We start from the raw sequence: 21,370 nt of genomic DNA on the forward strand, positions 1-21,370 counted from the left end.
TCTAAAGTAGCGGCGAAGCTGCCAACCCTACGTATCGCGCAAGTATTCGCGCAAGGCGTCCGCCTGCGGCAGGTCCTCCCCCGTGATCTCGAAGAGCCCGACATCGGCCTCCGCGCCGCGCCAGGCGAGGCCGAGGAGATGCGTCGGCGCGATGGTCTCGTGCCGCAGCCGCCAGGGCCCCGGCTCGGCCAGGCTCGGATCGGGGAAGCTCACCGCGAGCGGGTCGAAGCCGATGGCGAAGCTGCGCAGGCCCTGCGAGACGCCCTTGCCGGTGGCCTTGATGAAGGCCTCCTTCATCGTCCACAGGGCGAAGAAGCCCCGCGTTCGCTCGGCCTCGGGCAGCGCGAGGAGCCAGTCGCGCTCGGCGTCCGCGAAATTGCGCTCGACGATCTCGAAGGGCGCGCGGCGGTCCATCGGCTCGACGTCGACGCCGAGCGCGACGTCCCGGCTCACGGCGCAGGCGACGAGGCCCTCGCAATGCGAGAGGTTGAAATGGGGCCCGCGGCCTCCGGCGACGAACGGCTTGCCCCCGGCCTCGGCCGCGAAGCGCCAGGCGCGCGGGTCGTCGCCGGTCGCGGCGGAGAGCAGCGCGCGCTTCAACGCGTGCGCGGCGACGTATTCGCGGCGGTTGCGCTCGAAATGGAACCGCGCCGCGCGGGCGCGCTCCTCCTCGGAGAGGAGCCCCGCGAGCCGCGGCCACAGCGTCTCGTCGACCCCGGCGAGGGCGAGCGTCGCGACGGCGATTCGGGAGCGCTGGGGCATGGCGGTCACGCTCCCGCACGCGATCGGTGATGATCCGCGACGACGATGCCGGCTCTCCCCTCTCCCTCGCGGAGAGGGGCCGGGGGTGAGGGGCGTGCAGGACTGTCTCCGTTCTGGATGCAGCACTGCCTTGCGTGCGCGCTCGCTCCGCGAGCTTGGAGACCTGCGCGACGCCCCTCACCCCTAGCCCCTCTCCACGAGGGAGAGGGGAAGGCGCGCGCCGCATGCTCTCGTGCAGCCCCGTCGCGATCGGCGCCCATCATCCAGCCCTCCCCTCACCGCCGCGTCTGGGACTGGGCCCGGCGCAGCGCGTCGGCCAGCGCGCCGCCTCCGCCCCCGCCGCCGGCGGGCGGCTTCGGGCCGCGGGGACCGGGTCCGCGGGGCCCGCGCTCGTTCGGCGGGCGGTCGTCGCCGCGCGCACGGGCGCCGGCGCGGGCCTGGCCGGGCTCGTCGGTGAGGCGCATCGTCAGCGAGATGCGCTTTCGCGGAATGTCCACGTCGAGCACCTTCACCTTCACCACGTCGCCGGGCTTCACCACGGCGCGCGGATCCTTCACGAAGGTGTTCGAGAGCGCCGAGACGTGCACCAGCCCGTCCTGGTGGACGCCGATGTCGACGAAGGCGCCGAAGGCGGCGACGTTCGTGACGACGCCCTCCAGCGTCATGCCGGGTCGCAGGTCGGAGAGCGTCTCGACGCCCTCGGCGAAGGTCGCCGTCTTGAAGGCCGGGCGCGGGTCGCGGCCGGGCTTCTCGAGCTCGCCGAGGATGTCGGTGACGGTCGGCAGGCCGAAGCTCTCGTCCGTGAAGCGCGCCGGGTCGAGGCCCTTCAACGTCTTCGCGTCGCCGATCAAGCGCACGATGTCGGACTTCGTGAAGTCCAGGATGCGGCGGACCACCGGATAGGCCTCGGGGTGGACGCCCGAGCGGTCGAGCGGGTCCTCGCCGTTCTGGATGCGCAGGAAGCCCGCCGCGAGCTGGAACGTCTTCGGCCCCAGGCCCGGCACCTTCATCAGCTCCTTGCGCGAGCGGAACGGCCCCGTCTCGTCGCGCCGCGTGACGATCGCCCGCGCCACGCCCTCGCCGAGACCGGAGACCCGCGCGAGCAGCGGCGCGGAGGCGGTGTTCACCTCGACGCCCACCGCGTTCACGCAATCCTCGACCACGGCGTCGAGCGAGCGGGAGAGGGCGTGCTCGGCGAGATCGTGCTGGTACTGCCCGACACCGATGCTCTTCGGGTCGATCTTGACGAGCTCGGCCAGCGGGTCCTGCAGGCGCCGGGCGATCGAGACCGCGCCGCGCAGGCTGACGTCGAGCTCGGGGAGCTCCTTCGAGGCGTAGGCCGAGGCCGAATAGACCGAGGCGCCGGCCTCCGAGACCATGACCTTGGTCACCTTGCGGTCGGAGAGCCGCCCCACCAGCTCGCCGGCGAGCTTGTCGGTCTCGCGCGAGGCGGTGCCGTTGCCGATGGCGATCAGCTCGACGCCGTGCCGGCGCACAAGGGCCTCGAGGGTGTGGAGCGCCGCGTCCCAGCGCCGCTGCGGCTCGTGCGGGTAGATCGTGTCGGTGGCGACGACCTTGCCGGTGGCGTCGACGACCGCGACCTTGACGCCGGTGCGGTAGCCGGGGTCCAGCCCCATGGTCGCCCGCGCGCCGGCGGGGGCGGCGAGGAGCAGGTCGCGCAGGTTCGCCGCGAAGATCTTGATCGAATCCTCCTCCGCCTTGGCCCAGAGCCGGGCGCGGGCGTCGAGGGCGATGGACAGCGAGATCTTGGTCCGCCAGGCGAAGCTCGCCGCCTGGCGCAGCCAGGCATCGCCCGGCCGGCCGCGATCGGCGAGGCGGAACCGCGCGCAGATCTTGGCCGGATAGGCGTCCTTGGCGCCGTCGGGCGCGTTGTCCGGGATCTCGGTGAGGGAGACCGAGAGCACGTCCTCCTTCTCGCCGCGGAAGATCGCCAGGATCCGGTGCGCCGGCAGCTCCGCGAGCTTGCCCGAATAGGCGAAATAGTCGGAAAATTTGGCCCCCGCCTGCTCCTTGCCCTCGCGCACGGTGGCGACCAGACGCCCGTCGCGCCAGAAATCCTCGCGCAGCCGCCCGATCAGGTCCGCGTCCTCGGCGAAACGCTCGACCAGGATGTGGCGGGCGCCCTCGAGCGCCGACTTGACGTCCTCGACGCCCTCGTCCGGCGCGACGAAGGCCGCCGCCTGCTCCTCCGGCGCGCGCTCGGGATGGGCGAGGAGCGCCTCCGCGAGCGGCCCGAGCCCGGCCTCGCGGGCGATCTGCGCCTTGGTGCGGCGCTTGGGCTTGTAGGGCAGGTAGAGGTCTTCCAGCCGCGCCTTGGTGTCGGCGGTGGCGATGGCGGCGGCGAGGTCGTCGGTGAGCTTGCCCTGCTCGGCGATCGACTCGCGGATCGCGGCGCGCCGCTCCTCCAGCTCACGCAGGTAGCGCAGCCGCTCCTCGAGCGTGCGCAGCTGCGCATCGTCGAGCCCGCCCGTCGCCTCCTTGCGGTAGCGCGCGACGAACGGCACCGTCGCCCCCTCGTCGAGCAGCTTCACCGCCGCCGCCACCTGGCTCTCGCCGACCCCGAGCTCGGAGGCGATGGTTGTCGAGATGGACGGCATGCGGGCGACCTCTTCATGCGAACGGGACGGGCCGAGCGTTCTAGCGCGAGTCGCGGGCGGGGGGAAATGCGGGAGGGTCGCGGCTTGCGAGGCGGATTGGATCGACCTATCTTACTTCTGTCTTACCGGGAGCAACCCGATGTCTGTACGGAAGCAATCGACGACAGTCGTTTCCAGCAAGGGACAGGTGATCCTTCCCAAGGAGGTGAGATCTGGCTTGGACTGGGCCCCTGGGACGCGGCTCGTCGTGGAGGAGACGCCAGAGGGAGATGTCCTTCTCCGCAAGGCGCCTGCGTTTTCCGCGACCCGGTTCGAGGATGTTTTCGGCTGCCTGCCTTGGGACGGTCCTGCCAAGTCGATCGAGGAAATGGACGAGGCAGTCCTCGCGGAGGCGAAACGACGTGCTCGCGATTGACACGAATATCGTCGTCCGTTGCCTGGTCGACGACGACCATACGCAATCGGCTCAAGCGCGTGCACTCGTTTCCCGTGAGCCGGTATTCGTGCCGATCACGGTTGTTTTGGAAGCCAATTGGGTGCTCATCAGTGGCTACGGGTATGATCGTGCTTCCGTATGCGGTGCGCTGCGCGCATTCCTTGGCCTTCCGACCGTAAGAATAGAAGACGCGGACCGCGTGGCCGAGTGCCTCGATCTGGTCGAGAACGGGTTGGATTTCGCGGACGCTCTTCATCTTGTAAGGAGCTGGCGCTGCTCCGCCTTCGTTAGTTTCGATCGCAGGCTGCTGAAGTCCAGTTCGGACCGCCATGTCCCGCTCATGGAGCCTTGAGACGTTGCATCCCCTCACCCCGCCTTGAAGAACGCCACCAGCCGGTTCGTCACCTGCTCCGGCTCCTCCAGGTGGATCCAGTGCGTCGCGTCATCGAAGAGGTCGAGGCGGCCGTGGTCGCAGAGCGCGACGCTCTCGCGGGCGAGGCCCACCTCGAGAAAGCGGTCGCGGGCACCCCAGAGCACCTGCGTGCGCACGGGCACGCGTCGCCCCTCGAGCCGCGCCGGCGCCCGGGTGAGGCCGCGATACCAGTTCAGCATGGCGGTGAGCGCGCCCGGCTGCGCCCAGGCGTCGGCGTAGATGGCGAGATCCGCGGCCGTGAAGACGCCGCGCTTCGCCGAGCCGACCAGCGCCCGGCGCATGGCGCGGTAGTTGCGCGCGGACAGCGCGATTTCCGGCAGGACGGGCGCCTGGAAGAAGCCGACATAGCTGCTCTTCAGGGCCTGCGAGGGGTGCCGCCGGGCGTAGTCCGCCGTGACGGCGAGGCTCGGCGCGTTGAGGACGGAGAGCGACAGCAGCCGCTCGGGATGGAGCGTGCCGACGGCCCACGCGACCACGCCGCCCCAATCGTGCCCGACGAGATGCGCCCGCCCGTCGGGGCAGGTCGCCGCGATCAGCGCCGCGACGTCCCCCGCGAGCCGCCGCGCGCCGTATTTGGAGGCGCCGCGGGGCTTGTCGGAGAGATTGTAGCCGCGCTGGTCGGGCGCGATCACGCGGCAGCCCGCGGCGACGAGGCCGGGGATCTGCCGGCGCCAGCCCCACCAGAATTCGGGAAAGCCGTGCAGCAGCACGACGGGCTCGCCGTCCTCCGGCCCCGCGAAGGCGACGTGCAGCGCGATCTCCCCCACGGAGACGCGGGAGAAGGCGAAATCGACATCGGGTATGGACGGCTGGCGCATCGCGGCCTCCTCGGGCCCCTCGAAGCATGGCGCGGAATGCGCCCGAGGCAAGACCTCGCGCGTTGGGGAGAACGCCGACGAGAACGCCATGACCGACCCGTCCGATCCCCCTTATCCCCCGCCGCCCTGGCGGCTCACCGGCGTCGCCATCGCCGCCCTGCGACGCGTTCCGGTCGCGGCGGTCGCGGCCCATCTGCCGAAGGGGACGCGCCCGATCGCGCTGTTCGGGCGCACCCTCGTCGTCGGCCTGTTCGCGCGCTATGCGGGGACCTTGTCGTACGGGGAGGTGCTTCTCGCCGCGCCGGTGCGGGTCGGCTGGCGGCCGGCGCTGACGATCCTCGCGATCCACGTCGACGCGGACGCCTCCATCGCCGGCGCGCGAGCGCTCTGGGCCGTGCCGAAGGAGAAGGCGGCCTTTCGGTTCGACGTCGAGACGGAGGATCGGGCCGAAGCGGAGGCGACGCGGGGCGGCGCGCTGCTGGCGCGGCTGCGGATGGACCGCGCGCGGCGCCTGCCGCTGCGATGGCCCATCGCCTTCCGGGTGATCCAGGCCCGCGCGGAAGGGCGGCTGGTCTCGACGCCGGTGCGGGCTACGGCGCGGATCGGCGTCGGGCGCGTGCGCTGGGAGGCCGACCCCGCCGGTCCCTACGCGCTCCTCGCGGGAGCGCGCCCGATCGTCGGGCTGCGGCTGGACGAGCTGCGGCTCGGCTTCGGCTGAGGACGCTCCCCCGCCGGGCGGCGGGGGAGCGCGGCTTTGGACGCCTCACTGCGTCTGGGTCTGCGCCTGCAGATGCGAGTCGACGCTGGCGACGCATTCGTCGATCACGCCCTTGAAGGTGTCGAGGAAGGCCTGGTTCTCGTCGCCCTGGGCGGTGAACCAGTCCTCCATGCCCGACGTCGCCTCGCGGAAGGCCGCCTTCTGCTCGTTGGTGAGGGCGTGGATCGTCCCGCCCGCCTCGACGAAGGCGTCGTAGGCCGCGACCTCGGCGTACTTCGGATAGGCGCGCAGGTACTGCTCGATGATGTCGAAGCCCTCGGCCATGATGACCTGCAGGTCCTGCGGCATGGACGCGAACTTGTCGTTGTTCACGAACCAGGTCCCGCCCATGTAGGCGTGGCCGTCCAGCGTGATGTGCTTGAGGTGCTCGTGGAAGTTCATCACCACGATGTCGGTGATGCCGTTCTTCGTGCCCTCGACCACGCCGGTGGCGAGCGAGGTGTAGACCTCCGGCCAGGAGATGCCGGTGGGCGCGCCGCCGAGCTGGCGCACCAGCTCCTGCTGGATCTCGGCCGGGATCGTGCGCAGCTTCATGCCCTCGACGTCCTCGGGCGCGAGGATCGGCTTCTCGGTGGTGGCGAAGTTGCGCCAGCCGCCGGAATTCGAGACCACCATCAGGCGGACGTTGCCGGTCTGCTCCAGCATGCCGTCGCGCAGGAAGGCCATGAACTCCTGGTCGTCGAACACGCATTCCGCGACCTGGTCGTCGCGCAGCATGTAGGGCAGGTCGAGGCCCGCGAAGGCGCCCCACAGGTTCGAGGGCTCGCCGAAGTTCGACTGGTAGATGTCGACGAGGCCGGCCTGCATGCCCTCGAAGCACTCGCGGCCCGAGGCGCACAGCGTGCCGCCCGGATAGATCTCGACGTCGATGCGCCCGCCGGACTTGGTCTCGACGTGCTGCGAGAAGGCCTGCATGGCCTTGTAATTGTAGTTGTCCTCGCCGGTGGCGAGCGGCACGACGAGCGTGAACTCGGCCTGGGCGAAGGCGGGCGCGGCGGCCGTCAGGCAGGTGCCGACGGCGAGCGCGCCCAGGGTGTGCTTCAGCGCCTTCATGTGTTTCTCTCCTTTGCTTATGCGACGGGCGCCTTGCCGGCGCTCTTGTCCTCCCGCTTGCGGCCCCGAGAACCGCCACGGTCGAGATTGCCTCACAGGCTCTCCCAGAGTCGAGGGAGCCCGAGCGTGAGGATGGGAACGTACGCGACGAGCAGGATCACCGCGATCTCCGCGATCAGGAACGGGATGATCGCGCGCACGATCTCCGAGAAGCGTGCGCCGGATATGCTCGTTGCGACGAAGAGCACGAGCCCCATCGGCGGCGTGGCGAGGCCCACCGTCACGTTGAGGCACATCAGCACGGCGAAGTGAACGGGGTCGATGCCGTAGGCGAGCGCCGCCGGCTGCAGGATCGGGCCCAGGATCAGGATCGCCGGCCCCGCGTCGAGCACCATGCCGACGATGAAGAGGAAGATGTTGACGAGCAGCAGGAAGACGAGCGGGTTGTCCGATATCGAGAACAGCAGGTCCGACAGCATCCGCGGCATGCCGGCGATGGCGACGACCTGGCTGAAGCCCGTCGAGACGCCGACGAGCAGCAGCACCACGCCCGACTGGATCGCCGTGCGCTTGAGGATGCGCCCGAAGCCGGACAGCCCGAAGCCGTCCTCCTTGAGGAGCCCGAGCTTGAATCCGAGCTTCACGCCGACATTGAGGATCAGCGCGTAAGCCACTGCCACGGCCGCGGCTTCCGTCGGCGTGAAGAAGCCCGACAGGATGCCGCCGAGCAGGATCACCGGCGTCATCAGCGGGAAGAACGCCCGCAGCCCCGCCTGCCCGCGCTCGCCCCAGGTCGCCTTCGCATTGGCGACGGGGAAATCGTGCTTCTTCGCCAGGAAGGCCGTGACCACCATCAGCGAGCCGGCGAGAAGGAGCCCCGGGACGATGCCGCCGAGAAACATCTTGGCGACGTCGACATTCATCACGAAGGCGTAGAGCACCATCAGGCCGGACGGCGGGATCACCGGGCCGATGACCGAGCTCGCGGCCGTGATGGCGGCGGCGAACTTGCGCGAGTAGCCGTTCTTCTCCATCGCCGGGATCAGCATGGAGCCGAGCGCGGAGGTGTCCGCCACCGCCGAGCCGGAGAGCCCGGCGAAGAGCACGGAGGCGGCGATGTTCACGTGCGCGAGGCCGCCGCGGATGTGGCCCAGCATCGAGCGCGAGAAGTCGACGAGCGCCCGCGTCACCATGCCGGAATTCATGATCTCGCCGGCGAGGATGAAGAACGGCACCGCCATGATCGGGAAGGAGGCGATGCCGGAGAAGATCCGGTTCACCTGCATGCTCAGGAAGGGCAGCCGGTCGAGCTGCCAGAGCTGGAAGGCGCCCGCGCCCATCATGGCGAAGAAGACCGGCACGCCGATGACGAGCAGGATCAGGAAGCCCCAGAAGACGGCCAGCCCCTTGAGGGCGAAGAACACCCCGTTCATCGGCCGCGCCCTCCGCGATCGGTCGTGTCGTCGTCCTCGCCGTGATCGAGCTCCGGCAGGGTCGCGCCGGTGACGCCGGCGTGGATGTGCGTCTCGTCCGCCTCGCGCCCGACGCCGTGCTCGCGTCCGGTGACGAGGGTCATGATCGCGCGCAGGACGTGCTCGAGATTGACGAGGAGGAAGCCCGCGAAGCCGAGCGGCAGGACGACATAGACGAGCTTGTTCTGCACGACGAGCGCGCTCGCCACCTCCGGCGAGACGAACCATTCCGAGATGTCGCGCACGAGCCGGGTGAGCTGCGGCAGGACCGAGCGCCCGCCGAGGAAGAAGCGCCACGAGTACCAGATCGCGCCGACGATCAGCACCGCCTCGAACAGGTGGATGACGAGCCCCAGCGCCGAGCGGGCGCGGAAGGAGAGCGCCTCGATCACGATGTCGATGCGGGTGAGCTCGTGCTGGCGATAGGCCCAGGGCCCGACGAGGAACGCGACCCAGACCATGGCGGAGAGCGCGAGCTCCTCCGTCCAGCCGATCGGGTCCCGCAGGGTGCGGCTCACCACCTGGAGGATCACCGCCGAGGTCATGACCACGAGGAGACCCGAGGCGATCACCACGCCGAGCTCGGTGAGAAAGCGGTTGAGCGCCGCGACGGCGCGGATCGTCAGGCGCATGCCTCCCTCCCCCGGCGCGCGAGGTCGCGCCAGCCCACGATCGCGATGTTCCGCTGGGCGAACAGCGCGGCGGAATCGGGATCGCGGAAGAGATCGTATTCCGCCTCGCGCGGCCACGCCATGTGCGGGGCGAGCTGCGGGGCGAGGCCCGCCATGTCTCCCGGCGCGTTGGCGTGGAGCGCGAGGAAATGCGTGCCCTCCCCCACCCCGTCGAGCATGGCCCCGAAGAACTCCGCAGCCGAGGCGCCGTCCGGCGTGAAGCCGATGAGGAAGGTGTTCAGCACCGGCTCGCCGCGGCGCCCGGCCTCCGCGACGATCTCGGCGAGCGGCCCCGTATCGGCGTCGGGCAGGCGCACGACCCGGAACAGGGCGGCGGCGTCGCGGCAGAGCACGGCGGGGATGCGGTAGCGGTCGGCGAGCGCCCACAGCCGCCCGACGAAGGGCGGGAGGAAGGCGGTGCCCATATGCGCGTCGAGGTGCGTCGGGCGGATGCCGTCGGCGAGCGCCCGCTCGATCTGCGCCGCCATCTCGTCCTCGACCGCCTGCGGATCGGCATTGGCCGCGACCATTTCGGGACGGCGGTGGAAGAAGCCCTCCGCGTCGAGGAGCCCGCCGGTTTCGGCGGCCCGCCCGCCGATCAGCGGGCGCCAGCGATAGGCGCTCCACTCCGAGGTGAGGGTGAGGTGGATGCCGAGGTCCTGCCCGGGCTCGTCCCTGAAATCGGCGGCGACGGCGGGATACCACGGGCATGGCACCATGACGGAGGCCGTGCGCACCACACCCGCCGCACGCAGCGCCCGCCAGGCGGCGAGCGAGCCCGCGGTCACGCCGACGTCGTCGAGATGCGGCAGAACGCGACGGATCATCTGCCGGCGCGCCTCGAATCGGCGCGGGCGCAAGCCCTGCCTCTGACGACCTCGCGCGGCGAAGCCATGGCGTCTCGTCCTCCCGGCCGGGATCCGCGCGTCGGGGCGCGCGGTTCACCCGGTCATGCGTCCAATCTTGTAAAAGACATAAGACATGTCATAGATGGACGCAACCGGCTCGCGACCGTGCGGGCCGCGAGCGAACGGGATCGGGAGGAGACGCGCGATGCGCGTGCGCTACGCCCTGGTGGGCGCGGGCATGATGGGCCAGGAGCACATCCGCAACATCGCCCTCCTCGCCGACGCCGAGCTCGTCGCCTTCGCCGAGCCGGACGCGGGCATGCGCGAAGCCGCGCAGGTGCTGGCGCCGCAGGCCCGCGCCTTCGCCCGCCACGAGGATCTGCTCGCGGCCGGCGTTCCCTTCGATGCCGTGGTGCTCGCCTCGCCGAACCACACCCACGCCGCGATTCTCGAGGACCTGATCGGCGCCGGCCGGCCGATCCTCGCCGAGAAGCCGGTCGTCGTCGACCTGCGCGAGGCGGCGCGGATCGAGGCGCGCGCCGCGCAGGCGGGCGTGCCGATCTGGGTGGCGATGGAATATCGCTACATGCCAGCGGTCTCGACCCTGATCGAGGACCTCGCCGCCGGCCGCGCCGGGCGGCTGCGGATGATCTCCATCGTCGAGCGGCGCTTCCCCTTCCTGCGGAAGGTCGGCGACTGGAACCGGTTCAACCGCACGACCGGCGGCACGCTCGTCGAGAAGTGCTGCCACTTCTTCGACCTGATGCGGCTTCTCGCCCAGGCCGAGCCGGTCTCCGTTCACGCCGTCGGCGGGCAGGCGCTCAACCACCTCGACGAGTCCTATGCCGACGGCGTGCCGGACGTGCTCGACCACGCCTACGTCACCGTGACCTTCGCCGACGGCGTCAAGGCCATGCTGGAGCTGTGCATGTTCGCCGAGGGCTCGCGCTTCCAGGAGCGCGTCTCCGTCATCGGCGAGCGCGCGACGCTCGAGGCCCGCGTGCCGGGCCCGGGCCGCTTCGAGGCGGACGGGCGCGACAAGGAGGCCGAATACGCGATCGCCGACCGCGCCACCCGCATCGAGACGACCACGATCGTCCCCGTCGATCCCGCCCTTCTCGCCGCGGGCGACCACCACGGCTCGACCTTCCACCAGCACCGCCTGTTCAACGCCATGGTCCGCGAGGGCGGCGCCCCCGCGGTCGCCCTGCGCGACGGCGTTCTGGCGGTGGCCATGGGCCTCGCCGCGCAGGACTCCATCGCCACGGGTCGCCCCGTGGCGATGGCGGAGATCCTGGCGCGCGCCGGGCAGGGCTGAGGCGGCCCTACGCGGCGCGCGCCGATCGGCGCGAAGCCGAGGTCACTGCGCGCCGCCGGCGGCGTCGGAGGCGCCGCTCATGAAGCCCCGCATCTCCGAGAGCGTCACGCTGCCGTCGTCGTCGGCGTCGACGGCGCGGAAGATGCGCGCGTGGAACTCCTGCACCTCCTCGAGCGACAGCGCGCCGTCGCCGTTCGCATCCATGACGGCGAACATGATCCGCAGCATCGGGCCGTGCTCCCGGCCGGGGCCCATCATGCCGCGGTTCATCATGCCGCCGCGCATCATGTCGCGCCCGTCGTGCCGCCATCCGGGTCCCCGACCGGGCCGATCCTCGTCCCCCATCATTCCGGGCCCCATCATCCCGGGCCGGCCCTGCTGCATCATCTGCATCATCCGCATCATCTGCTCGGCGTCCATCATCGGCATGCCGGCGCCCGGCTGCGTCTGGCCCGGCTGGGCCTGGCCCTGCTGAGAGGTCTGCGCCTGGGCGACGCCGGCCGCAGCCAGGAGTGCGGCGCCGGCGGCGAGCGAGAGCATCGTTCTGGTCATGGCGTGTCTTCCTTCTCGTTCGGCTCCACGGGGGAGCTCTTCGACGACGCGCCGGCGGGTCCGGCGCGCCTCCTCGCAAGCGGCGGGAAGCGGGTTCGTTCCGCCGCCTAGCGAATGCCGTTCGCGCGCTGCACTTCGCGCACATACGCGACGATGTCGGCGACCTCGGCGTCGCTCACGTGCGGCTGCGCCGGCATGTTCCCGAAGCCCCAGTGATGCGCGCGCACGCCCGAGCGGACGGCGACGTGGAAGGCGCCGTCGGCGTGGTGGCTCGGCTCGTAGATGGGGTGGATCAGCGGCGGACCGCTTTCCGAGCCCGCCGCGTTCGCGCCGTGGCAGGCGGCGCAATGCGCCGCGAACGCGGCCGCGCCGCGCCTGGCCTCGGCCGACAGCGCGGGCACGGTGACGTCGACCACCGTGGCGGACGGCGCGGGACGGAACCAGACGAGCGCCGCAGCCGCGAGGGCCACGATCGCGACGGCGGGGAGAAATCCCTTGGGCATGGGCGATCCTCCGGTCATGGTCGGCTCTCGGCGAGGCCCAGCGCCGCGATGTCCTTGCGGCGGCGCTCGAGCAGCTTGGCGTTGATCGCGACGACGACGGTGCTCAGCGACATCAGCGCCGCGCCGACCGCGGGAGTGAGCACCACGCCCCAGGAATAGGCAACGCCCGCCGCGAGCGGGATGGTGACGACGTTGTAGCCGGCGCCCAGCACGAAGTTCTCGATCATCTTGCGGTAGGTCGCCCGCGACAGAGCGAGGATCGCGGTGACGTCGCGCGGGTCGTTGCGCACCAGCACGATGTCGGCGGACTGGACCGCGACGTCGGTGCCCGCGCCGATGGCGATGCCGCAATCGGCCTGGACCAGCGCCGGCGCGTCGTTCACCCCGTCGCCGACCATGGCGACGGTCTTGCCCCGGGCCTGGACCTCGCGGATCTTCTCCGCCTTCTGGTCCGGCAGCACCTCGGCGAAATAGTCGTCGAGGCCGAGCTCGGCGGAGACGCTGGCGGCGACCGCGCGGGAGTCGCCGGTCAGCATCATGCATGCGACGCCCATCTCTTTCAGCCTGGCGATCGCCGCGCGGGATTCCGGCCGCACGACGTCGGCGAGCGCGACGGCGCCGACGACGGCCTCGTCGAGGACCACGTAGACCACCGTCTTGCCCTCGTCGGCCACGCGCGCGACCTCGGCGCTCGCGGCCTCGATCCCCTGCCTCCGCAGGTAGCCCGGGCCGACGACCTTGACATTGCGCCCGGCGACGGAGGCCTCCGCCCCCTCCCCCGGCAGGTTGCGGAAGTCGCGCACGGGCTCGACGGAGAGCCCGCGCTCCTCGGCCGAGTGCGTGACGCCGCGGGCGATCGGGTGCTCGGACTGGCTCTCCAGCGCGGCGGCCCAGCCCAGAACCACGTCCGCGGAGAGATCGCCGAGCGGGATGACGTCGCTCACCCCGAAGCGCCCTTCGGTCAGCGTGCCGGTCTTGTCGAACACGACCGCGTCGAGCCCGCGCGCCCGCTCGAAGCTCGCCCGGTCACGGATGAGCAGCCCGCTCGTCGCGCTCAGCCGCGTGCTGACGGCGACCACCAGCGGCACGGCGAGGCCCAGCGCGTGCGGGCAGGCGATCACCATCACCGTCACCATCCGCGCGATGGCGAACTCGGTGGCCGCGCCGACCGCGAGCCAGACGACGAGGGTGACGACACCGACCGACAGGGCGCTGTAGGTGAGGATGTTCGCGCCGCGATCCGCCAGGTTCTGGCTGCGCGAGCGCGTCTCCTGCGCCCGGCGCACCATCTCGACCACCTGCGCGAGATAGGTGTCGCCGCCGGTCTTGCGGATCTCGATCGTGATCGCGCCCTCGCCGTTGACGGCGCCGCCGATCACCACCTCGCCCTCGGTCCGCTCGACCGGCTTCGACTCGCCCGTGAGCATGGATTCGTCGAGGCTGGTGCGGCCCTCGACGACGACGCCGTCCGTCGGCACCTTGGCGCCCGGCCGCACCAGGACGCGGTCGCCCGGCCGCAGGTCGGAGACGGGCACCGCCTCTGTCGTCCCGTCGGGCCGCACCCGGTCCGCCGTCGCCGGCATCAGGGCGACGAGCGCCTGGAGCGCGGCGGAGGCGCCCATCACCGAGCGCATCTCGATCCAGTGGCCGAGCAGCATGACGAGGATCAGCGTCGCCAGCTCCCAGAAGAACGGCTCGCCGGCGAGGCCGAACACGGTCGCGGTGGAATAAACGTAGGCCACCGTGATCGCGAGCGAGATGAGGGTCATCATCCCGGTCTTGCGCTCGGCGATCTCGGAGACGAAGCCCGTCAGGAACGGCCAGCCGCCGTAGAGGAAGACCACGGTCGACAGCGCGAACAGGACGAGGCCCGAGCCGCGGAAGGCGAGCGCGTCCGCGAGACCCAGGAACTCCTGGATCATCGGCGAGAGCAGCAGGATCGGCGGGGTCAGGACGAGCGTGACCCAGAAGCGGCGGCGGAAATCCGCGATCATCGCCGCATGGTCGTGGCCACCGTGGCCGCCATGGCCGTCCGCACGAGCGGGAGCCGCCGCCGGAGCGGACGGGCCCGCCGGGGGAGCGGACGGGCGGCCCGCCGTCCCCGGCCTGGTGGGAAGGAGCATCGGTCATGGCGGCGTCCTTCTTCTCGTCGTCGCTTTTCGCCCCGGCGTCAGCCCGGATCCGCCCGCGAGCGCTCCTCCTGGAACTCCCGCTCCCGCTCGGGCCAGGTGCTCTTGATGAAGGCGAGCACGGCCTCGATCTCGGCGTCGGTGAGCACCTCAGCGAAGCCGGGCACGTCGCTCTCGTAGCCGGGCAAGAGCACGCCCGGGCCGTGCCGGGTTATGGCGATCAGCTGCCGGTCGGAATGGTGCCAGGTGTGGCCGGTCTCGTCGTGCGGCGGAGCCGGCAGGCGGCCGTTCGGGAGGCGCTCGCGCCAGTTCGGCTGCCCTTCGAGGTCCACGCCGTGGCAGGCCGCGCAATAGTCCGCGTAGAGCGCCCGCCCCTGCGCCACCCGCGCGGCCTCGCTCCTCCCGCCGAGCGCGAGCCAAGCCCCGGCCGCGACGGCGCCGACGAGCGCCGCCGCGAGCGCGATCGCGATCCCGCGCCTCATGAGCGCAGGTACTTGATGAGGGCGGCGATCACGAGGACCACCAGAACGACGAGCAGAAGGCCCCACAGCCCCATGCCCCAGCCCCAGAACCCGCCCATGTGATCGTTCATCCAGCCGTTCATGTGATCGCCCCATCCCTGTTGCGTGTGCATCGTTTCATCCTCCGTTGTCGTCGTTTCGCCCGCGCGGTCAGACGACGCGCACGATCGCCGACATGCCGCCGACCTGGTGCTCGAGCACGTGGCAATGCAGCAGCCAGTCGCCCGCGCCCTCTGCCACGAAGGCGATGCGCATGCGCTCGCGCGGCGCCATCAGCGCGGTGTCGGCGAGCGGCGTATGCGGCTCCGGCGCGCCGTCCCGCTCGAGGATGCGGAACGCGTGCCCATGCAGATGGATCGGGTGCCACCACGCGGTCTCGTTGGCGAGATCGAGCACGATCGAGCGGCCGCTCTCCACCGTCAGCAGCGGGGAAATCGTATGGCCGCCGTCGTCGGCGACGCCGTTCACGGCCCAGGCGAGACCGCGGCTCGTCATCGCGCGCATCATCTCCCGGCCGCCGCGAAAGCCGCCCATCATGCCGCCCTCGAAGACGATCTCGTGCGTCGGCGCCGCCGCGAGGTCGGGCTCCGGCACGGGGTTCGGCGCGAGGACGAGGGACGCGTCGAGCGGGCTCTCCCGCAGCGGCGTCTCGCCGTAGGCGAGGTCGAGCAGGCGGTAGGGATCGCGCGGGAAGACGTCGACCACCGAGGCGCGCGCGCCGGGATCGGCGCCGCAATCGAGCACCAGGTCCACCCGCATGCCGGGGCCGAGGAGCACGATCCCCTCCGCGGGCTCGTGCGGCGTCACGGGATGGCCGTCGCGGGCGACGACGGTCGGCGTGTGGTTCTCGAAGCGAAGCGCGAAGATCCGGGCGTTGGCGACGTTGACGAGCCGCAGCCGCAGGCGCTCGCCGGTCGAGACGGCGACCGCGTCCGGGATGCGCCCGTTCAGCGTCACCGTGTTGCCGAGCCGTCCGGCATGGCTCATGTCCATGCCGCTGCCGAAATCCTCGACGATCGCGGCGTCGCGATCCAGCCGCCAGTCGTCCAGCGCCCAGACGAGGTCGCGGTCGACCCGGATCGGCTCCGGCTCCTCCACGACGAGCACCCCCGAAAGGCCGCGCTCCAGCTGCTCGGCGCTGGCATAGTGCGGGTGGTACCAGAAGGTGCCGGCGTCGGGCGCGTCGAACGCGTAGACGAAGCGCTCGCCCGGTGCGATCGGCGGCTGGGTGACGTGCGCGACGCCGTCCATGGCGTTGGGCAACCGCAGGCCGTGCCAGTGGATCGTGGTCGGGGCCGGCAGGTGGTTGTCGACTTCGATGCGCAGGCGATCGCCCTGGGCGACGCGCAGCTCGGGGCCGGGCACGCGCCCGTCATAGGCCCAGACCGCGGTCTCGGGATAGGGCGGGCCGACGAGCGCGGCTTTCGCGGGCGCGGGGGTGAGGGTGAGCTCGCGGGTCGCCGCGGCGCGGGCGCGGCCTGCGGGAAGCGCCAGCGCGCCCGCGCATGCGGCCGTGCGAACGAGAAAGGAGCGGCGCGTGAGCGGCGCCGGGAACGTACCGAAGGTCATGTGAGCGGATCCGGATGGGGGGACGAGCGTCGAGAAGCCCGCCAGCCGTCCGGCCGCGGGCTCAGGCGCGCGTGGCCCCTCGCGGCGGCTCGGGCTCCGGACGCGTGCTGCGGCTCGCGATCACGGTCGCCGGGCGCGGCCAGGCGAGCGCCGTGAGATCCGCGCCGAGGATCGTCGGCGCAGCCGGCGCGATCGCGCCGGAAACGCAGGCGACGGCGCAACCGGCATGCCGCTCCTGCCCCGGACCCCGATCGTGATCGGGGTGCCCGTCTCCGCCGGGCGCACAGCCGAGACAATGTGCGCCCGCGACGATGGTGGCGCCCGCCGCGTGGTCATGCGCCTCGAGGCGCGCGCCGACGGCCCCCGCGAACAGCAGCGCGAGGAGACCGAGAACCGTAAGGGCGATGCGGCCGAACCGGCCGCCGGACGCGGGGGTCATGAGCCGAGAGGTAAGCCGCGCGCCGAGCCGGTGCAACTCCGTGCGGACCCGGGGTGCGGGACGGGCGTCGCGTCCTCAGGCGCCGTAGGGCGGCTTGTCGTACCCCGCCGGCGAGAGCGTGAAGATCTCGCAGCCGGTCTCCGTCACGCCCACCGTGTGCTCGAACTGGGCGGAGAGCGAGCGGTCGCGGGTCACCGCGGTCCAGCCGTCGCCCAGCACCTTCACGTGGGGGCGGCCGAGATTGATCATCGGCTCGATGGTGAAGAACATCCCCGCCTGCAGCGGCACGTCGTAGGCGGGCTCGACGAAGTGGAGGATGGTCGGCGCGTCGTGGAAGACGCGGCCGAGGCCGTGGCCGCAGAAGTCGCGCACCACCGAGCAGCGCTCGCCCTCGGCATAGGCCTGGATCGCCGCGCCGATGGCGTTGGTGGTGGCGCCCGGCTTCACGGCGGCGATGCCCCGCATCAGGGCCTCGTAGGTGATGTCGCACAGCCGCTCCGCCTTGCGGGGCACGGCGCCGACGAAGAACATCCGGCTCGAATCGCCGTGCCAGCCGTCGACGATGAGCGTGATGTCGATGTTGACGATGTCGCCCTCGCGCAGCGGCTTGTCGTTGGGAATGCCGTGGCAGACGACGTGGTTGATCGAGGTGCAGATCGCCTTCGGATAGCCGCGGTAGAACAGCGGCGCGGGATAGGCGCCGTGGTCCATGGCGAACTCGAAGGCGATCTTGTCGAGCGCCTCCGTGGTGACGCCCGGCTTGACGTGCTCGACCATCAGGTCGAGCGCCTGCGCGGTCAGCTGCCCGGCGCGGCGCATGGCCGCGAAGGCCTCCGGCCCGTGGATCGGCGGCTCCTTGTGGCCGGCGCGGCGTTCGAGCTGTTCGGTGTTGTCGAGCGTCATCTCGTCCCTGTCCTGTTGCGCCGACCATAGTCGCGGCGACGCGCGGCGCAAGGGCTCGCGAGCCGCCGCGCGCTTGCTCCCGGGCGCGCGGGATGGCAGGAAGGCCGCGGCCCGGCGCCGGTCCCTGCCGAGGCATATAAGGTCCATGTCCGTGACGAACGAGCCCGCGCCCTACGGCGCCTATTCTCCCGACGGCCTGGTGCGCTGGGTCCTGGAGCGCACCCGCGCCGCCGGCCACGGCTGGCTCTCCAAGCGCGCCGCCTTCCTCATGCGCCGCCTCGCCGTCCGGCGCCTCGCCGGACGGCCCGTGGACGTGGAGACGCTCGGCGCCAAGTTCCGGCTCTACCCCTACAACAACGTCTGCGAAAAGCGCGTCCTGTTCACGCCGCAATATTTCGACGGCCGCGAGCGGGAGATCCTGGAGTCGCGCATCAAGCCGGGCTTCGTCTTCATCGACGTCGGCGCGAATATCGGCGCCTACGCGCTCTTCGTCGCGGCCCGCGCCGGGCACGACGCACGCATCCTGTGCGTCGAGCCCCAGCCCGACGTCTTCGACCGGCTGGTCTACAACGTGCGCCTCAACCCCTTCGCCACGGTGAAGGCGATCGACTGCGCCGTGGCGGACAAGCCGGGCGAGCTCACCCTCTTCCTCGAGCCGTCCAACTCGGGCGAGACCTCGATGAAGATCGTCGGCTCGGGCGGCGCGGGCGCCATCCGGGTGCCGGCGACGACGCTCCTCGATCTCGTGCGCCAGGAAGGCTACGAGCGCGTCGACGCCATCAAGCTCGACGTCGAGGGCGCGGAGGACGTGATCCTCGAGCCCTTCCTGCGCGAGGCGCCGCGCTCGCTGTGGCCGGACCTGATGATCGTCGAGGACGGCTCCGGCCGCTGGCAGGTGGACCTGGTGAAGCTCGTCACCGAGGCGGGGTACCGAATCGTCGAAAAGACGAAGCTGAACTACGTGTTCGAGCGGGTTTGAGGGCGGATCAGGCCGCCAGAGCGGAGCGGACGTCCGTCTTCGAGAAGTCGTCGCCGACGAAGAGCAGAGGGCACTCGAGCCGGCGGGCGAGCTCGTACGAGAACGTGTCGCCGTAATTGAGCTTGGCGGGATGCCGGCCCCGCCCCCAACGCGCATGCGCCTCGGCGGCACGTCTCGCAGCGACTTCGTCGCACGACCAGATCTTCACGCCGAGCACGTCGACGAGTGACGCCATCCGAGACCCGATGCCGCGGCCGGTGGCGACGACCATGGCCTCGACGAAGGTCGGCGCGGCCATGGCGATCGCGTCGGCCTCGGCCAGAGCGGCCTCGCACGCGTCCGCATCCGCCTCCCCGAGCAAGATCGCCATCAACGCGGATGTGTCGACGACGATCACCGCCGCGCTCCGGTGAACCTCCGAACCGTGCGGCTCACCGAGGCGCTCCGTGCTCGTCGTAGAGATAATCCTGCGAGCGCGCCGCATCGGGTCCGGGAAGCGCCTCGGTCGCCGCCAGCGCGGCTATCCGCCGAATGGCAGCCCGTCGCTCGGCGACCTCGGGCGGAGCGCGATGCCCGTCGGGAACGAGCCGGACAGCGGGACGGCCGTGCCGGGTGAGAACCACCTCTTCCCCGGCTTCCGCGCGCCGCACGAGTTCCGTGAGCTGCGCCTTGGCGGCGGTGACCGAGATCTTCATCGAGCGGCTCCGGTTTCAGCACGGCGAAAATCTAGACCATCACCTGGACCATTTCAATCCGCCACCACCGGGATCTCCCCCTCCACCACGATCTCCTCCGGCGTGACCCGGCAGACGAAAGCGTGTGTCTCCACGCCCGCCGCGCGGGCCCGGGCGAAGGCCGCGGCGTAGGCGGGATCGATGTCGGCGGCGGGGCGGAAGCGGGCGGCCTCCATCTGCACCACGGTGACGAGCGCCGCGCGGGCGCCGGCCTGCACCATGGCGGCGAGCTCGTCGAGATGGCGGGCCGAGCGCGCGGCCGTGCAGTCCGGGAACTCGGCGAGGCCGTCCTCGCGCATCAGGTGGCAGTTCTTCACCTCGAGATAGAGCGGCGGGAGCCCCTCCCCCTCCAGCAGGAAGTCGACCCGGCTGCGTTCGCCGTAGGCCACCTCGGGGCGCACGCGCGCATAGTCCCGGAACGGCGCGAGCCGGCCCTGCGCGAGCGCCTCGGCGACGAGCCGGTTCGGCGTCGCCGTGTTGACGCCGACGAGCCGCGCCGCGCCGCCGGTCATGGGCGCGGCCTCGACCAGCTCCCACGACCAGGCGAGCTTGCGCTTGGGGTTGGTCGAGGCCGAGAGCCAGACCCGCGATCCGGGCTCGGCCAGGCCCAGCATCGAGCCTGGATTGGCGACGTGCGCCGTCGCCTCGCTGCCGTCGGCGAAGGCGACGTCGGCGAGGAAGCGCTTGTAGCGGCGGATCAGGCGGGCTTCGACGAGGGGAGCGGGAAAACGCATGGCCCGGATCTCGTAGCGCGGCCGTGCGCGCCGGGCAACGCGGCGCGCGTGCACCGGACGTTCAGGATCGTGGGCTAAGGCTGCCCCGGACGAACGAGGAGGCTCGCCGCATGTCGTTTCCCCATCGCAGCGCCATCGTCGCCTGGGCGTGCTGGTCGCTCGCCGTCCTCGCCAGCGCCGCCCATGCGCCGCGCCTCGCGGTCGAGATCGTGACGCTGTCGCCGCGGCTGCTGCCGCTCGCCGGGGCGATCGCAGTGTTCGTCGCCCTCGTCGCCTGGCTGCAGCGGGAGATGGGCCTCGCGCTGGCGCGCTCGTCCTTCGGCGCGCCGCAGACGCTGGTGACGAGCGGCCCCTTCGCCTACAGCCGCAACCCGATCTATCTCGCCTTCGCGATCCCGCTCTCGAGCCTCGCGCTCTACTCGATCCCCGGCGCCCTGTTCGGCCTCGCGCTCTACTTCGCCGCGATGACGCTCCTCGTCGTGCGCCCGGAGGAGCGCGACCTCGCCAGCGCCTTCGGGCCGGCCTTCGAGGCCTGGGCCGCGCGCACGCCGCGCTGGATCGGGCTGCCGCGGCAGGCGGCCTGAGCGCGACGCGGGCGCGAAACGGCGACGCAATCGCGAGGAAACGAAGCCGCCCTATCCAGACGCCGTCGCGCGGCGAAGGACCGCGCTCACGGGACGAGACGTCGTGACCGACCACAGATCCGCCAGCCAGGCCCTGCGCCTGGCCTACGCCATGCGCGCCATCGTGCGCCGGCCCGAGCCGAAGGAGACCGCGCCGGCCGGCGAGGCGGGTACCCTCGACGTCCGGCCTCGGGCGACAGACGGCGGCGCTACGGCGGGGCCGCCCGCAGGGGCCTGACGCACGGCGGACGCCGCCGCGCGGGCGCGGCCGCTCCGCTGTCGCGATCGCCCGAGACGACGAGGCCGGCCGAGTCGCGCATTCGGAGACCGGCTTTCCCGGGTACGATCGAGCCTTATCGAAGGAAAGGTGGCGCGCCCGAAAGGATTCGAACCTCTGACCCCCAGATTCGTAGTCTGGTGCTCTATCCAGCTGAGCTACGGGCGCCTGCCGTCGCCGCGATCGCGATGCGTCGCTGC

The 21,370-nt window shown here is 71.5% G+C and carries 25 protein-coding genes and 1 tRNA gene; 7 read left to right on the top strand and 19 right to left on the bottom strand.

Going from position 1 to position 21,370, the window contains the following annotated elements; translation table 11 throughout:
* Positions 1-27: 27 nt before the first annotated feature.
* Together ABL310_RS14900 and ABL310_RS14905 are read right to left on the bottom strand one after the other, a co-directional pair.
* On the bottom strand, positions 28-762 hold the full coding sequence (locus ABL310_RS14900; protein WP_349367798.1) for a 4'-phosphopantetheinyl transferase superfamily protein: 735 nt from the start codon (positions 760-762) through the stop codon (positions 28-30).
* 275 nt (positions 763-1,037) lie between these two features.
* The gene (locus ABL310_RS14905) at positions 1,038-3,380 is read right to left on the bottom strand and encodes a Tex family protein (protein WP_349367799.1); all 2,343 of its coding nucleotides are present in this window, start codon (positions 3,378-3,380) and stop codon (positions 1,038-1,040) included.
* 139 nt (positions 3,381-3,519) lie between these two features.
* Between ABL310_RS14905 and ABL310_RS14910 the strand changes: the two genes are divergently transcribed.
* Together ABL310_RS14910 and ABL310_RS14915 are read left to right on the top strand one after the other, a co-directional pair.
* On the top strand, positions 3,520-3,795 hold the full coding sequence (locus ABL310_RS14910; protein ID WP_349367800.1) for an AbrB/MazE/SpoVT family DNA-binding domain-containing protein: 276 nt from the start codon (positions 3,520-3,522) through the stop codon (positions 3,793-3,795).
* Positions 3,782-4,168 (top strand): type II toxin-antitoxin system VapC family toxin, encoded by a 387-nt coding sequence (locus ABL310_RS14915; protein WP_349367801.1) that lies wholly within the window; start codon positions 3,782-3,784, stop codon positions 4,166-4,168. Before ABL310_RS14910 ends, ABL310_RS14915 begins: the two co-directional genes overlap by 14 nt.
* A gap of 14 nt (positions 4,169-4,182) precedes the next feature.
* Here the strand turns inward: ABL310_RS14915 and ABL310_RS14920 are convergent, their stop codons facing one another.
* Positions 4,183-5,067 carry an alpha/beta hydrolase gene (locus ABL310_RS14920; RefSeq protein ID WP_349367802.1) on the bottom strand — a complete coding sequence of 295 codons (885 nt, stop codon included), beginning with the start codon at positions 5,065-5,067 and terminating at the stop codon, positions 4,183-4,185.
* 88 nt (positions 5,068-5,155) lie between these two features.
* On the opposite strand from ABL310_RS14920, the gene ABL310_RS14925 reads away from it, so the two are divergent.
* Positions 5,156-5,785: an acetoacetate decarboxylase family protein gene (locus ABL310_RS14925; protein ID WP_349367803.1), complete on the top strand. Its 630-nt coding sequence runs from the start codon at positions 5,156-5,158 to the stop codon at positions 5,783-5,785.
* A 45-nt stretch (positions 5,786-5,830) separates the two neighbouring features.
* Here the strand turns inward: ABL310_RS14925 and dctP are convergent, their stop codons facing one another.
* The 4 genes from dctP to ABL310_RS14945 all read right to left on the bottom strand — a co-directional run bounded on the left by dctP (position 5,831) and on the right by ABL310_RS14945 (position 9,868).
* On the bottom strand, positions 5,831-6,898 hold the full coding sequence (gene dctP, locus ABL310_RS14930; protein ID WP_349367804.1) for a TRAP transporter substrate-binding protein DctP: 1,068 nt from the start codon (positions 6,896-6,898) through the stop codon (positions 5,831-5,833).
* Positions 6,899-6,990: 92 nt separating this feature from the next.
* On the bottom strand, positions 6,991-8,331 hold the full coding sequence (locus ABL310_RS14935; protein ID WP_349367805.1) for a TRAP transporter large permease: 1,341 nt from the start codon (positions 8,329-8,331) through the stop codon (positions 6,991-6,993).
* Positions 8,328-9,002: a TRAP transporter small permease subunit gene (locus ABL310_RS14940; protein WP_349367806.1), complete on the bottom strand. Its 675-nt coding sequence runs from the start codon at positions 9,000-9,002 to the stop codon at positions 8,328-8,330. Before ABL310_RS14940 ends, ABL310_RS14935 begins: the two co-directional genes overlap by 4 nt.
* Positions 8,993-9,868 (bottom strand): ChbG/HpnK family deacetylase, encoded by an 876-nt coding sequence (locus ABL310_RS14945; RefSeq protein WP_349367807.1) that lies wholly within the window; start codon positions 9,866-9,868, stop codon positions 8,993-8,995. Before ABL310_RS14945 ends, ABL310_RS14940 begins: the two co-directional genes overlap by 10 nt.
* Before the next feature lie 226 nt (positions 9,869-10,094).
* Here ABL310_RS14945 and ABL310_RS14950 point away from each other — a divergent pair, with 226 nt between their 5' ends.
* On the top strand, positions 10,095-11,207 hold the full coding sequence (locus tag ABL310_RS14950; RefSeq protein WP_349367808.1) for a Gfo/Idh/MocA family oxidoreductase: 1,113 nt from the start codon (positions 10,095-10,097) through the stop codon (positions 11,205-11,207).
* Between the two features lie 42 nt (positions 11,208-11,249).
* Here ABL310_RS14950 and ABL310_RS14955 read toward each other — a convergent pair whose 3' ends face one another.
* From ABL310_RS14955 to map, 8 genes are all read right to left on the bottom strand, one after another.
* Positions 11,250-11,759, bottom strand: coding sequence for an EF-hand domain-containing protein (locus ABL310_RS14955; protein ID WP_349367809.1), 510 nt, complete (start codon positions 11,757-11,759; stop codon positions 11,250-11,252).
* A gap of 107 nt (positions 11,760-11,866) precedes the next feature.
* Complete coding sequence (locus ABL310_RS14960; protein ID WP_349367810.1) at positions 11,867-12,262, bottom strand: c-type cytochrome; 396 nt, start codon at positions 12,260-12,262, stop codon at positions 11,867-11,869.
* A gap of 14 nt (positions 12,263-12,276) precedes the next feature.
* Positions 12,277-14,256 (bottom strand): heavy metal translocating P-type ATPase, encoded by a 1,980-nt coding sequence (locus ABL310_RS14965; protein WP_349367811.1) that lies wholly within the window; start codon positions 14,254-14,256, stop codon positions 12,277-12,279.
* A 176-nt stretch (positions 14,257-14,432) separates the two neighbouring features.
* A complete protein-coding gene (locus tag ABL310_RS14970) occupies positions 14,433-14,873 on the bottom strand; it encodes a cytochrome c (RefSeq protein ID WP_349367812.1) in 441 nt (146 codons plus the stop codon).
* Positions 14,870-15,025: a hypothetical protein gene (locus ABL310_RS14975; RefSeq protein ID WP_349367813.1), complete on the bottom strand. Its 156-nt coding sequence runs from the start codon at positions 15,023-15,025 to the stop codon at positions 14,870-14,872. The genes ABL310_RS14970 and ABL310_RS14975 overlap by 4 nt, the downstream gene beginning before the upstream one ends.
* Positions 15,026-15,062: 37 nt before the next feature.
* Entirely contained in the window at positions 15,063-16,481 is a 1,419-nt protein-coding gene (locus ABL310_RS14980; RefSeq protein WP_349367814.1) for a multicopper oxidase family protein, read from the bottom strand.
* Positions 16,482-16,542: 61 nt separating this feature from the next.
* Entirely contained in the window at positions 16,543-16,920 is a 378-nt protein-coding gene (locus ABL310_RS14985) for a hypothetical protein (protein WP_349367815.1), read from the bottom strand.
* 75 nt (positions 16,921-16,995) lie between these two features.
* On the bottom strand, positions 16,996-17,823 hold the full coding sequence (gene map / locus ABL310_RS14990) for a type I methionyl aminopeptidase (RefSeq protein WP_349367816.1): 828 nt from the start codon (positions 17,821-17,823) through the stop codon (positions 16,996-16,998).
* Between the two features lie 145 nt (positions 17,824-17,968).
* Between map and ABL310_RS14995 the strand changes: the two genes are divergently transcribed.
* The gene (locus ABL310_RS14995) at positions 17,969-18,802 is read left to right on the top strand and encodes an FkbM family methyltransferase (protein ID WP_349367817.1); all 834 of its coding nucleotides are present in this window, start codon (positions 17,969-17,971) and stop codon (positions 18,800-18,802) included.
* A gap of 7 nt (positions 18,803-18,809) precedes the next feature.
* Here the strand turns inward: ABL310_RS14995 and ABL310_RS15000 are convergent, their stop codons facing one another.
* From ABL310_RS15000 to sfsA, 3 genes are read right to left on the bottom strand one after another with little or no spacing between them, the layout of a single operon-like run.
* The gene (locus ABL310_RS15000; protein ID WP_349367818.1) at positions 18,810-19,199 is read right to left on the bottom strand and encodes a type II toxin-antitoxin system VapC family toxin; all 390 of its coding nucleotides are present in this window, start codon (positions 19,197-19,199) and stop codon (positions 18,810-18,812) included.
* A 34-nt stretch (positions 19,200-19,233) separates the two neighbouring features.
* On the bottom strand, positions 19,234-19,497 hold the full coding sequence (locus tag ABL310_RS15005) for a type II toxin-antitoxin system prevent-host-death family antitoxin (protein WP_349367819.1): 264 nt from the start codon (positions 19,495-19,497) through the stop codon (positions 19,234-19,236).
* Positions 19,498-19,550: 53 nt separating this feature from the next.
* Positions 19,551-20,270 carry a DNA/RNA nuclease SfsA gene (gene sfsA / locus ABL310_RS15010; RefSeq protein WP_349367820.1) on the bottom strand — a complete coding sequence of 240 codons (720 nt, stop codon included), beginning with the start codon at positions 20,268-20,270 and terminating at the stop codon, positions 19,551-19,553.
* A 110-nt stretch (positions 20,271-20,380) separates the two neighbouring features.
* Here sfsA and ABL310_RS15015 point away from each other — a divergent pair, with 110 nt between their 5' ends.
* Both ABL310_RS15015 and ABL310_RS15020 read left to right on the top strand, forming a co-directional pair.
* On the top strand, positions 20,381-20,854 hold the full coding sequence (locus ABL310_RS15015) for an isoprenylcysteine carboxylmethyltransferase family protein (RefSeq protein WP_349367821.1): 474 nt from the start codon (positions 20,381-20,383) through the stop codon (positions 20,852-20,854).
* A 103-nt stretch (positions 20,855-20,957) separates the two neighbouring features.
* On the top strand, positions 20,958-21,131 hold the full coding sequence (locus ABL310_RS15020) for a hypothetical protein (RefSeq protein WP_349367822.1): 174 nt from the start codon (positions 20,958-20,960) through the stop codon (positions 21,129-21,131).
* Between the two features lie 130 nt (positions 21,132-21,261).
* On the opposite strand, the gene ABL310_RS15025 is transcribed toward ABL310_RS15020, so the two are convergent.
* Positions 21,262-21,338 (bottom strand) — tRNA-Arg (locus tag ABL310_RS15025).
* Between the last annotated feature and the right edge of the window lie 32 nt (positions 21,339-21,370).

The sequence above is a fragment of the Salinarimonas sp. genome, from assembly GCF_040111675.1.
Lineage (GTDB): Bacteria > Pseudomonadota > Alphaproteobacteria > Rhizobiales > Beijerinckiaceae > Salinarimonas.